The sequence below is a fragment of the Bacteroides sp. genome (assembly GCF_019417265.1).
GTDB lineage: Bacteria > Bacteroidota > Bacteroidia > Bacteroidales > Bacteroidaceae > Phocaeicola.
In genome coordinates this window covers 96,653-110,174 of sequence record NZ_DXVR01000001.1, presented here as the reverse complement: position 1 = coordinate 110,174, position 13,522 = coordinate 96,653, and the positions used below count along the sequence as shown (strand labels likewise).

The following is a 13,522-nucleotide window of genomic DNA, read 5'->3' as shown; positions in this document are numbered from 1 at the left end:
CTTTTCATCTAAGAGGATGCTTATATCAATGGCTTTAGCTTCTGCTTTAGCTGCAGGGGTAAGTAATCCTTTGTTTGCAGATGTTGACGGTATTCAAGTTACAATGCAAACTGTAAAAGTAACTGGAACTGTATTGGGACCTGATGGCTTTCCTATTATCGGTGCTAGTGTTTTGGAAAAAGGTACTTCTAATGGAGTGATAACTGACATTGATGGTAATTATACTATCAATGTTTCTTCAAAAAATTCAGTAATCGTAATTTCGTATATTGGATATAAGGTTGTTGAACTTAAGGCTTCTGATAAGAATCTATCTATGATAACAATGGCAGAAGATAGTGAACTTCTGGATGAAGTCGTTGTTGTAGGTTATGGTACTCAAAAGAAAGCAACTTTGACAGGATCCATTGAACAAGTAAATGGAAAGGCTTTGGAAAGTAGAGCTGTTACTAATGTCGGATTGGCTTTGCAGGGACAAACTCCTGGTCTGACTGTAACACGTACGTCTCCACGCCCTGGAAATGAGGATCTTAGTTTTCAAATTCGTGGTGCTACATCAGTTAATGGTGGATCGCCTCTAATTGTGATTGATGGTGTTCCGGCTATCAATGGACAATCATTTCAAAATATGAACTCTGATGATATAGAAAGTATATCAGTGCTGAAAGATGGTGCCGCTTCTATTTATGGAGCAAAGGCCGCAAATGGTGTAATATTGGTTACTACCAAAAAAGGTAAAGGTAAACTTAAGGTCGATTATAACTTCAATATGCGTTTCAATACTTTGGGTATAACTGGTTATTCATCAACAATGGAAGAATATGCCCAAATGTGGCTGGCAGCAAATGATGAAGAAGAGGTTGAAAACTGGTGGGCTTGGGTATCAAGAGATAATATGGAAAAAATGGCTCAGGGTATTGAAGGTATTTATCCAACACAGTATTATGGTGACATCTTTATCGGTAATGCCAATCGTATAGATGAAATGTTTGCTACAAGATTTTCTTATCAGCATAATTTAAGTTTGGCAGGTTCTACAGAAAAATCTGACTACCGTATTTCTTTGGCCTATGCAGATAATCAAGGAAACTTAGCTACTGCTTATGATGGTCAGAAGCAATTGAATCTTAGAATGAACTATGGAAACCAATTGACCAAATGGTTGAAATTAGAAACTGCTGCAAGTTTGGTACAGACAAATACAGAGGGACCTTCAGTTGGCCTCGATGCTTCTCTTTATGCGCAGGAAATGCCTTTGTTTCCGGCAAAGAATCCATATGGCCAATGGTATGCCGATTATGGAACAATTGGTGACAGACAGCCTGTAGCTGCTACAGCAGATGGTGGTAGAGATAATAAAAAATCTTTAACAAGCCGTATTGACGTAAAAGCAATAGTAGATATATGGAGAGGAATAAGTTTTGAGGGTATGGCCTCATTCCAAAATGAGGAATTCAGAAGAGAAAGATATGTAACTCCTGTTCAGACATATGATTGGTTTGGTAATCCAGCTGAGCAAGTGGTATCTGTAACAAAACCTACTTTGAGTACTACTGATCCTTCTAATTTGGCTCATAATAATCCGGGATATTTGACTGTTGCGGAGAATTATTTTTATCAATATTACTCAGCTTTACTTAAATATAATAATAAGTTCGGAGAACACAACGTATCTGCCTTATTGGGTATTAATGCAGAGAAAAATCAGGTAAAAAAGGTAGCAGCAGGAAGACTGAATTTCACTGATGACGGTGTTTATGACTTGAATGTTGCTGATAGTGAACTGCTTGGTAATAGTGGAGGTAAATATCATAATGGAACGTATTCTTATATAGCCAAACTAAATTATGATTATAAAGAAAAATACCTTTTGGAGTTAATGGGAAGAAGAGATGGTAACTTGAAATTTGCCAAAGATTATCGGTTCCAAAATTATGGCTCTTTTTCTTTAGGATGGGTTTTTACACAAGAAAATTTTATAAAGCCTATATCTTCATTTATTGGTCTTGATTTTGGTAAAGTACGTTTAAGCTATGGTGCATCCGGAAATGATGTGGGTTTAGGAAATTATGACTATGTATCAACAATAAATCAAGGTACAGCAATTCTTGGATATCCAGCTGCTTCCGTAATATCTACATCTCTTAATAATTCAGGACTTATAAGTTTGACAAGAACATGGGAAAGAGTAGAACAAAAAAATATTGGAGTGGACTTGAATTTTCTGAATAATCGTTTAGTCTTTAATTGGGACTATTTTATTAAAGAAAATAAAGGAATGCTTTCTTCTGTATCATATCCATCAGTATTGGGTGGTTCAGCGCCAAAAACCAATAGCGGACATCTACGTGTAAGAGGATGGGAAGTTTCGTTAACCTGGAGAGATAGAGTAAAAGACTTTAATTACTTTATATCCGCGAACTTGAGTGATTCAAGAAGTAAACTTATGGATCTTGAAGGAGCAGATACATTCAAAGCCGGAAAAAACAATTTGAATGGTTATCCATTAAATTCTTGGTTCTTGTATAAAACAGATGGCTATTTTGCAAATCAGGAAGAAGTAGATGCTTATTATGCAAAATATGCCAATAAAGGTGGGGATATGGCAAAACTTGCTTATGGTAGTCAAACGGAACTCAGACCTGGTGATATTAAAAGAGTTGATATGAGTGGAGATAAATGTATCTCAGCAGAAGGTGGTGCTTCCAGTGACTTAATTTATATGGGTGATGCAAATGTTCATTATACTTTTGGTATAACACTTGGTGGTGATTGGAAAGGTATAGATTTCAATGCTTTGTTCCAGGGTGTTGGTAAGCAATTGATTATGCGTCAAGGATGGATGGCTTATCCATTTTCTGCTACTTATACTAACCAGAATCCAAGCTTTTTGGGTAAAACATGGACAGAGGATAATCCGAATGCAGAATATCCACGTTTGACGGTATATTCGGACAGAGCTGCATGGAACTATCTTAATAATGATTTTATGCTACAGAATAACAGATATATCCGTTTGAAATCTCTTGTAGTAGGATATACATTACCGCGTCAATGGACAATAAAAGCAAAACTTGAAAAAGTAAGATTGTATTTCTCTGGAAATGATTTGTGGGAAGCAACACAAATAAAAGATGGCTTTGATCCTGAAATGGGAGAGATGTCTCAGAACTCAGGTTATCCGTTCTCCAGAACTTGGTCATTTGGTATAAATGTAACTTTATAAACAATAAATAAGAATGTTATGAAAAATAAATATATTTCTTTAGCAATTGGATGTGTCATGGGATTGGGGTTGTCAGGATGTTCGGATTTATTTCTGGATCTTGATCCTCAGGATCAGCGCACTGATGTTATTTACTTTCAGAAAGCTTCAGACTTTAAAGATTACTCGGCTTCTTTTTATAGTCAACTTTTAGGATGGCGTACACCTTATGGAAGTTATTCCATATATAACTATATGGACTCATCTTCCGATTTATCTTCTAACTTTTTGGCTTCTTCTGATTTAGGTAGAGGAACAATTGTTGTACCTACCAATGATGATAGATGGGATAAGTGTTATAATTACATACGCACTGTAAATATTTTATTGAAAAAAGCAGAAACATATCCTGGAGAACAATCTGAAATAGCTCAATATGTCTCTGAGGCGTATTTTTTTAGAGCATATAATTATTTTATGCTTTTAAAAACGTTCGGTGGAATTCCTATTGTAAAAACTGTTCTTGATACAGACTCTCCAGAGTTAATGAACCCCAGGGCAAGTAGATATGATGTTATTGATTTAATATTGTCTGATCTGAGTGAGTCTATTAAGAATCTTCCCTTGGAACAGAATATACCGAGCTCGGATAAAGGAAGAGTAAGTGTTATGGCGGCAAAGGCATTTAAAGCGCGTGTATTGCTCTATGAAGCTACTTGGAGAAAATACAATGGAACTTCTACAGATTTTAAGGGGTCTGAAGGTCCCGAAAAAGATCAGATAAATGAATTTCTGGATGAGGCTATAACTTTATGTCAGGATGTAATCTATAATGGTGGATATCAAATATGGAACTATAATAGTAATACAAAAATACCTAATCAAAGTAGTTACTTCTTGTTTAATCTTGAAGATGAAGGTAGCAATCCTGCTGGTTTAACTAAAGCATCAAATAATGAATTTATTCTTTATGGAGTTTATGATTATGTTTTAAGACAGGGTGGAACAAATCTAAGCCATACGGTAGCTTCAATGATTCCAAGTCGTAAATTGATAGATATGTTCTTATGCCAGGACGGTTTGCCTATAGAATATTCTGAACAGTTTGAAGGTTATCATAAGACTGGAGATGAATATAAGAATAGAGATTTCCGTTTAATGAATTACACGAACCAAGGGGTGATTCCGGAAGAAGGTTCAGTTGTTTTGGATAGGGGACTTGCAGGATATAATTGTTCTAAATTCTATTCTCATAATTATCCTGCTTATAGAAAAGAAAAAGAAGAATCAGCAAATTATCCTGTATTGCGTTTGGCTGAAGTGTTCCTGAATTATGCTGAGGCTTGTTATGAAAGGAACGGTGAGGTGACAAATGAGCAACTTTCCGGAATTAATCAGTTGAGGGCAAGAGGTGGTGTTGAACCTCTTACCAATGAGTTTATAGAGGAATGTAAGGCTAATGGATATGCTATGGATATGCTTTCTGAAATTCGTAGAGAAAGAGCTATTGAGTTGTTTATGGAAGGTTTCAGATTTGATGATTTGAAAAGATGGGGTATTGCGGAACAGGAGTTAAATCAATCAAGGTTAGGTATGGTTGTAGGTGGAGATGGATATGAAACAGAGTTTAAATCGGCTGACGGAATAGTTAATACTTCCATGTATAAGACTGGAACATTCCCTTGGGGAGAAGAAAAGGTACAGACTGGTGATGGCGAGTTGTCTTGCGTGGTAATTAGTAGCAAATCTAACCATTCTTTTGCAAAGAAACATTATCTTTGGCCAATTCCTCAAAAACAGAGAGATTTGAATCCTAACTTAGTTCAGAATCCTGGATATTAATATTTATATATTTAGAAAAGGTATGAAAAGTATATTTAATAAAATAGAGAGTCTATGTGTCTTTTTTATTATCATCTTATTTGTTTCAGGATGTGAAAAAGATGCTAATATAAAACAATATGTTTATCCTGTTCCTGTAGTTGAGAAGATATCTCCTGAAGCAGGATATGTAACATCTCAAGTAATAATATATGGTAAAAACTTTGGCGACAGAACGGAAGCTGTTTCTGTATATTTTGGTGGCATAGAAGCAGAGAATGTACAATCATGTAAAGATAACTGTATCGTTGTACAGGTTCCGGAAAAAGCGATGTCTGGCGACGTTGAATTAAAGGTATGGACAAATACTGTGACTGCCGGCAAATACGAGGTTTGGGAATCTCCTATTGTTTCCGAATATATTACAACTACTGGAACCATTGTTGTAAACCCTTATGATGAAATTACTATTAAAGGTGATAAATTCGGTCAATCAATAGATGATGTTTATGTAACGTTTGGTGGAATAAATGGGGAAGTAACATCATGGACGGAAACGGAGGTAAAAGTTAATGCTCCAGCTGATTTCCCAACAGGCGCACTCGTACTTAATGTAAATGGACTTGATATAGAAGTAGGTCCTGTATTAAATCCAACAAAGAAAGGGGACGTTACGATAGCATATTTGAAAAATTATGAACAACCGTTTAAGATTGATCCTGATATGACTGATGCCCAAAAAGGTATTTCACCTTCAACCTTGTTACCGGCAGATTGGACTGTTACAGATGCTGCAAGGTCTGTATTAAATAATGGTGCAACAGATAAGGTTGCAGGACTAAACAACGATAATCTTATTTTACAAGCTGGTTGGGGATGGGACTCTTTTACTAATGGTAAAATGTATCAAACAACTACTCTGCCGCAGGGAAAATATAAACTGACTGTATCATTTAAGGAGTATGGTATAAATAGTAGTTCTAAGTTATATCTTGCAATCTTTAAAGGCAATGAGCTTCCTGATATAGATAATATTGACAATTGTCTGGCTTATCATGATTTTGGTTCAAGTGAAAATAAGACTCCTACAGATATTAGTATTGAGTTTGAAATAACGGAAGAACAAACTGAAGTAGCTTTAGGATTTGTTGCAACATTTAATCCTAATAGTTGGTTCAGAGCAACAGGGCTTAAACTTGAGTTAAAATAATAAATAGAGAATATAATTATGAGAAAAATATTATTAATACCGTGTTTTATGTTGGCACTGTTTAGTGCTTGCAATGATAATGAACAGGAAATAGTAGAATTACAGAATCCGGACTCAAGTGCAACTGTAACTTCTATTCTTCCCCAGCGTGGTGTTGTTGGCACTTTAGTAACAATAAATGGTACCAACTTTGGAGCTTCAAAAGAACTTGTCAAAGTTTACTTCACAGGTATAGAAAATGAAGTAACATTAATAAAGTGTGAAGATAAAGAGCTTCAAGTACAAGTTCCGGAAGGAACTCAGACAGGACCTTTAACTGTTAAAGTAATGGAACAGACCATTGTAACAGATATGGAATTTCAAGTTATTCCAGACCCTGAAATAACAGCTATATCTATACAGCAGGGATACGCTGGTGATGAATTGAAAGTTACAGGAAATTATTTTGGTACAACGATAGAGGATGTTAAGCTTTATTCTATAATAGATGATGAAGAAGTAGAGTTTGAGATTACTGCATGTACTGAAACAGAGATTACAGCTAAAATTCCTGCCGTAACTGTATTTGGAGAGTATCAGATAAATCTGTCAATTCTTGGTAGAAGTGCCTCAAATGTATTGAACTTTGAATTTCTGGAACAGGCCGCTATTACTTCTATTAAATCGAATAATGTTTTGAGTGAGCAATTTGCTTTCGAGGGAGATGAAATAACAATTTCAGGTACTGGATTTGGTGATTCAACTAAAGATGTTGAAGTTCTTTTGGGAACAGTAGAAGCTACTGTAACTAATTGCACAAATACGGAGATAAAAGCAACAGTCCCTGCAGGATTTACAGGTGGTAAGGTTTCTGTTACACGTAATGGACGTACAGCAGAATCTACTACAGAATTACAGATTTTGACTGCTAATACAGATATTTCTGAATATGTATTGAAGAATTATAAGCAACCTTTTAATGTTGATAATGACTTTATAACAACTGTAGGTTCTCAAAATATTGATAAATGGTCTACTCCTGCAGATTGGATTATTACTGATAATGTTAAATCATTGATATATAGCGATAGCTTCAATTATGGAGGTCTTGCATTTGATAATACTGAGAATTCATTTTTATGTATGCAGTATTCAACATCGTGGGGTGGACCGAGTACTCAAATACAAGAAGGAAAAATGTATCAAGTAGTGAGTCTTCCTAAAGGAAAGTATAAGTTCGTAGTTAATTTTAAAGAAGCCTATTTAAGTAAGAGTAATAGATTATATATTGTTGGCTCTGTAGGCGATGAGATTAATATTAATGACGAAATAAAAGTAGAACTGGGAAATAACGAGTATAAAAGCGCATTTACTGAAGAAATAGAGTTGACAAATAATGGGACTTCTAATTGTGCGTTTGGATTTGTTGGAAATCTAACTGTTAGTAATGCAAATTTTAAGGTTAATTCAGTGTCTATTATTTATTTAGGTAATGATTAAAAAATAATATATTATGATATTAAAAGAATATTTTTACTTATTAAGTTGTTTATTAATTACTACAGCTTGTGGGGATGATATAGACCCTATAGAACGTGACTGGGTTACAGAGGAGGAACAGGAAGAAGAAATCAAACATACCATAGAGATAAAAGACGAAAGTGTAGCTTTTGTTCATCCAGGTGCTTTACATAGTCAGGAGGATATTGATCGTGCAAAGACAAATGTCGCTTCTCAAACATCACCATGGATAGATGGTTGGAATGCATTGATGAGCAACAATCATTTTACAGCTCCATATGATGGTACTTTTCAAGGTATAACGGTTACTCCTAATGCAACAAAGAAACTTATTCGTGGAGGAAATACAGTTTGGGAACCAGAATCGGATAACTATAATAATGCAGGAAATCAGGCTCATGCAGCATATCATTATGCTTTGGCTTGGAAGATTACCGGTGATGAAGGATATGCTAATGCGGCTATTAATATTCTTAATGCATGGGCGCAAAAATGTGAGTCTTTAAGTGGAGACTCGAATGTTTCTTTAGCTGCTGGATTATATGGTTATCAATTTGCCAATGCTGGTGAACTTATGCGTGATTATCAAGGATGGAATAGAGAAGACTTTGCAGCATACCAGAAATGGATGGTAGATGTGTTTTATTCTATGAATTTGGATTATCTTACAAGACATCACGATGCGGATGTTATGAATTATTGGGCAAACTGGGATTTGTGTAATTTGGCTGCTATATTGTCTATAGGTATATTGGCAGACAGACGCGATATTTATAACGTGGCAATCGAATATTTACTTGAAGGTGAAGGAAACGGATGTCTTAAAAATACAATAGTACATGTATTTGATGGTGAGAATGAAGGACTTGCACAGATTCAAGAATCTGGTCGTGACCAAGGTCATGCAACTCTTGTAATAGGTTTGCTTGGGATAATAGCGCAGATTACATGGAATCAAGGAGATGATTTCTTTGGTTACAATGATAATGTTATATTAAAAGCTGCTGAATATTCTGCAAAATATAATATTGCAGGTCTTGATGTCCCGTTTGTAGAATATTATAACCGTGTACATGGATGGCATACTGAAATCTCAGCAGACGCACGTGGAACACAAAGACCTATGTGGGAAGTTTTATATGGGCATTATGCTAAAGTAAAAAATGTTGAGCCCAAATGGACACAATATACTTTAATGGGTGTAAACCAAATGAGACCAGAAAAAGGAACTCAGACAGGTGAAACAGGTGGAGCATTAGATTTGCTTGGGTGCGGTACATTGATGTATGCAAGATGATTAATAATAACCCGTTGGCAGAGTTAAATATGTACTGATTTAATTCCGTCAGCGGGTAATTTAATATTAATATAATGAAGAATAGATTTATTGTAATGGTAAGCTTACTGCTTGCCATTACATTTACAATTAATGCGCAACTTTATACTTATCTGGAAGGTCTTAGAACAGGAATTCCTCATAATGATGACTTTACCGTAAGAGTAAGGACCAAAGGGGGAGAATGGAGGGAAACATTCGAGTATAAAGTACAAGTGGATATGGACAGGGTGCAGGATGCGTCTATGGTACAGTTCGACATGGACGAACCTGTGGAGGTAATGGTGAAGAAGAACAACGGGATTATCCAGACTGTGGATATCAGACCAAAATCGAAAGGTGTTGAGTATAAACAGGTGGAAAACTGTATTCTGTTTACTCTTGACAAACCGCAGTATCTTTCTGTGGAATTCAATGGTGACCGTCTGCACAATCTACATCTGTTTGCAAATCCTGTAGAGAAAGAAGTTTATACAGAAAGCAAGGAAGGGGTGATGTATTTCGGTCCGGGAACTCACAGACCAAAAGATCTTCCTAACAATCAGATAAGTATTCCAAGCAATACTACAGTGTATCTTGCTCCGGGAGCTGTTGTTGAGGCTAAACTTCTGGTAGACCATGCTGAAAACGTAAGAATTATAGGTCGTGGTATTATCTATAAAGGTATTAGAGGTATCGAGGTTACAGACTCTAAGAATGTTTATATCGATGGTATTACTGTTATCAACCCTGACCATTATTCAATATTCGGAGGTGGTTCCAAGGATATTACAGTAAGAAATTTCAAGGCTTTCAGCTGTCGTGGATGGTCGGACGGTATAGATATGATGAGTTGCCAGAATATTGATGTCGAGAATATCTTTATGCGTAATAGTGACGACTGTATGGCTTTCTATAATCACCGCTGGGACTGGTGGGGTGGTACAAACAATGTGAATGTGCGTCGTGCTGTGCTTTGGGCTGATGTCGCTCATCCTATAAACATTGGTGGTCATGGTGACCCGGAAGCTGAGATAGGTGAGAATATAGAAAACCTTTCATTCAAGGATATCGACATATTGGAACACGATGAGGATGATTATCCTTATCAGGGATGTATGGCTGTGGTTTGCGGCGACAAAAATCTGGCAAGGAACATCTTGTTTGAGGATATACGCATAGAAAGCATTCAGGAGGGTATGATGTTCAATATCCGTGTAAACTATAATCCTAAATACGACAAGGCTCCCGGACGAGGAATAGACGGACTTACTTTCAGAAACATCAGATTCAACGGCATAGGTGAGAACCGTCCTGTCATTTACGGATTCGATAAAGACAGAATGGCAAGGAATATCACTTTTGAGGATATATGGATTAACGGAAAGAAACTCAAAGGACTTGATTATTTCCTGATGAATGAGTTTGTGGAGAATGTTGTTGTAAAATGATTGTATTGTTACAAGTTAGTCATAGATTGATACATATTTTATATACACAACCAACATACGAGTATAATTTTGCTGCATAAATTTTAAAAGTTATACTTATGAAAAAGATATATGCAATTTTTGTTATTATAATATTAGGATTTCCTATAGTGTCGGCGGCTTCTTCATTGAAGACTTATAATGCTCCTGAAGGTGCAACTCTGAATGATAAATTTAAAGTATTTGTAAAACTTACAGATAAAAAAGACTGGACACAAATTCCATCGTATATGATATATGTGGACGAAGTGGTTGATGCAAAACATCATGTAAGAAACTCGTCCATGGCAACATTTGATTTTGAAGGTAGTGTAGAAGTAAAGATTGTATGCAGGGCGGAGAATATTAATAAGGTAAAGGTTCGTCCTTTGTCTTATTCAATATCTCACTCTATTGTGAACGACAGTACACTAATGTTCATGTTAGATAAACCCGCAAATCTTTCTGTAGAGGTGAACGATGATATTTTCGGAAATCTGCATCTGTTTACCAATCCTATAGATAAGTATAACATTACTGAAAGTTCCAGGGATGTGGTTTATTTCGGCCCGGGAGTTCATGAGTTCAAGGATGGCGTATATAGAATAGAATCAGGAAAGACAGTCTATATCTCAGGTGGAGCGGTGATGAAAGGTCAGATGCTCATAGAAAATGCGCACGATGTCAAACTGATAGGTAGGGGAATAATCGACCCTAAAGTGAAAATGGGTATCAGAATAGCAAATTCCAGAAATGTTTATGTGGAAGGATTGTTTGCTACCCAATGTGCTACGGGAGGTTCAGAGAATGTTACAATCAGGAATGTAAAGGTTATAAGCTATTATGGCTGGGGTGACGGAATGAATGTGTTTTCGAGCAGGAACGTTACTTTCGACGGGGTATTCTGTCGTAACTCGGACGACTGTACTACGGTTTATGGAACTCGTTTGGGCTTTGAGGGTCCAAGCAGTAATGTTACAATGAAAAATTCAACTCTTTGGGCTGATGTGGCTCATCCTATATTCATAGGTATTCATGGCAATCCGGACAAACCGGAAGTGTTGGAGAATCTGAATTATATCAATATAGACATACTTGACCATAAGGAAAAACAGATTAACTATCAGGGATGTATGGCTATAAACGCTGGCGATGATAATCTGATACGAAACGTACGTTTCGAGGATATAAGGATTGAGAATTTCAGACAGGGGCAGTTGCTTAATCTGCGTATCTTTTATAATAAGAAGTATTGTAAATCGCCGGGTAGGGGAATAGAGAACGTTCTCTTCAGGAATATCTCATATAACGGGGATAATGCAGAGCTTTCTATCATTGAAGGATATAACGAGGAACGTGGAATAAAGAATATAAGGTTTGAGAATCTGAAAATCAACGGGGAATTTATATATGACGAAATGCCGGGAAAACCGAAGTGGTATCATACGGGCGATATGGGAGGCATATATATTGGTCCTCATGTGGAAGAAGTGAGTTTTGTAAAATTAGATAAGTAGTAATAATTATATAAACAACATATAAACTTGCTACAAATCTCGGAAACATATTTTCAAGATTTAGGTTCATTGGCTGGTATTGCAATAGGACAATTTTTTACTATTTAAACAGTACTCAAATAGAATCTGTTTAAGGGAATAATGAATTTCAACGGAGTTAAATCTGAATAAATGAACATCAATTGAACAATAAATAAACGCCATTTAGAATTAATGCGAAACTTAAATACTTACTTTTTACCATGATATCCATGATAAAAGCGTAAAAAACATTAACTTTACGCCGAAATTTCAATTTAATAAAAATGGCCATTATCATTAAGAAAGTTAGGACGAAGAAAGATTTTCATACTTTCATTCGTCTCAATTATGAATTATACAAAAACAACCCTTATTCCGTACCCGATTTGTACGACGACATGGTGAACACCCTTAGCAAGGATAAAAATGCCGCTTTCGAGTTTTGTGAAGCTGAGTATTTTTTAGCCTTCAAGGATGATAAACCTGTGGGACGTGTGGCTGCCATTATCAATAACCGTGCCAACGAAACATGGAACAAGAAAGAGGTGCGTTTCGGATGGATAGACTTTATTGACGACGCAGAGGTGTCGGAAGCTCTTATCAATGAAGTTGAGAAATGGGGAAAAGAAAGAGGTATGGAATATGTGGTAGGTCCGTTAGGATTTACTGATATGGACCCGGAGGGTATGCTGGTTGAAGGTTTTGACCAGTTGGGTACTATGGCGACAATCTATAATTATCCGTACTATCCTGAACACATAGAGAAGCTTGGTTTTGAAAAGGAAGCCGACTGGGTAGAGTTTAAGCTTAAAGTGCCTGAGAAACTGCCTGAGAAGTTTGTTCGTATATCGGAAATAATTCTTCAGAAATATAATCTCAAGATTAAGAAACTTACACGTAAGGAGCTGAATGAGAAGAATTACGGACAGAGGATATTCGACCTTATCAATGAAGCATATGCTCCTCTGTACGGCTTTTCTAAGATGACACAAGGGCAGATAGACCAGTGCATAAAGATGTATCTTCCGGTTATAGACTTGCGTATGGTGTCATTGGTGGAAGATGCTGAAGGAGAATTGGTTGCGGTAGGTATATCAATGCCGTCGCTGTCTGAGGCTCTGCAGAAAGCTAAAGGAAAGATGTTTCCATTCGGATGGTATCACATTTTAAAGGCATTGTTTATCAAGAAACCTAAGATACTTGATTTGTTGCTTGTAGGTGTGAAACAGGAGTACCAGAGTAAGGGAGTTAATGCGTTGCTGTTCTACGACCTTGTGCCGGTTTATAAAGAAATGGGATTTGAATATGGAGAAAGTAATCCTGAACTGGAAGAAAACAGGAAGGTGCAGTCGCAATGGAGTGCTTTCGAGTCTGAACAGCATAAGCGCCGTCGTGCTTATAAGAGAAAGATATGTTAAGTTTTTAAGTTTTAAGTTTTTTAGTTGGTTGATGATGACATTAACA

8 protein-coding genes are annotated in these 13,522 nt (G+C 36.3%); all 8 read left to right on the top strand.

Annotated features, from left to right (window positions below):
* Nucleotides 1-16 precede the first annotated feature (16 nt).
* The 8 genes from QZ379_RS00395 (at nt 17) to QZ379_RS00360 (ending at nt 13,476) form a co-directional block, all read left to right on the top strand.
* Entirely contained in the window at nt 17-3,226 is a 3,210-nt protein-coding gene (locus QZ379_RS00395) for a TonB-dependent receptor (RefSeq protein WP_291556961.1), read from the top strand.
* An 18-nt stretch (nt 3,227-3,244) separates the two neighbouring features.
* Nucleotides 3,245-5,047 carry a RagB/SusD family nutrient uptake outer membrane protein gene (locus QZ379_RS00390; RefSeq protein WP_291556835.1) on the top strand — a complete coding sequence of 601 codons (1,803 nt, stop codon included), beginning with the start codon at nt 3,245-3,247 and terminating at the stop codon, nt 5,045-5,047.
* A gap of 22 nt (nt 5,048-5,069) precedes the next feature.
* Complete coding sequence (locus tag QZ379_RS00385) at nt 5,070-6,236, top strand: DUF5013 domain-containing protein (RefSeq protein ID WP_291556832.1); 1,167 nt, start codon at nt 5,070-5,072, stop codon at nt 6,234-6,236.
* A gap of 18 nt (nt 6,237-6,254) precedes the next feature.
* On the top strand, nt 6,255-7,715 hold the full coding sequence (locus QZ379_RS00380; protein WP_291556829.1) for an IPT/TIG domain-containing protein: 1,461 nt from the start codon (nt 6,255-6,257) through the stop codon (nt 7,713-7,715).
* Nucleotides 7,716-7,728: 13 nt separating this feature from the next.
* The gene (locus QZ379_RS00375; RefSeq protein ID WP_291556825.1) at nt 7,729-9,033 is read left to right on the top strand and encodes an alginate lyase family protein; all 1,305 of its coding nucleotides are present in this window, start codon (nt 7,729-7,731) and stop codon (nt 9,031-9,033) included.
* A 74-nt stretch (nt 9,034-9,107) separates the two neighbouring features.
* Nucleotides 9,108-10,502, top strand: a complete 1,395-nt coding sequence (locus QZ379_RS00370; RefSeq protein WP_291556822.1) for a glycosyl hydrolase family 28 protein — start codon at nt 9,108-9,110, stop codon at nt 10,500-10,502.
* Between the two features lie 98 nt (nt 10,503-10,600).
* Nucleotides 10,601-12,037, top strand: a complete 1,437-nt coding sequence (locus tag QZ379_RS00365; RefSeq protein ID WP_291556820.1) for a glycosyl hydrolase family 28 protein — start codon at nt 10,601-10,603, stop codon at nt 12,035-12,037.
* Nucleotides 12,038-12,342: 305 nt separating this feature from the next.
* The gene (locus QZ379_RS00360) at nt 12,343-13,476 is read left to right on the top strand and encodes an N-acetyltransferase (RefSeq protein WP_291556817.1); all 1,134 of its coding nucleotides are present in this window, start codon (nt 12,343-12,345) and stop codon (nt 13,474-13,476) included.
* Nucleotides 13,477-13,522: the final 46 nt, after the last annotated feature.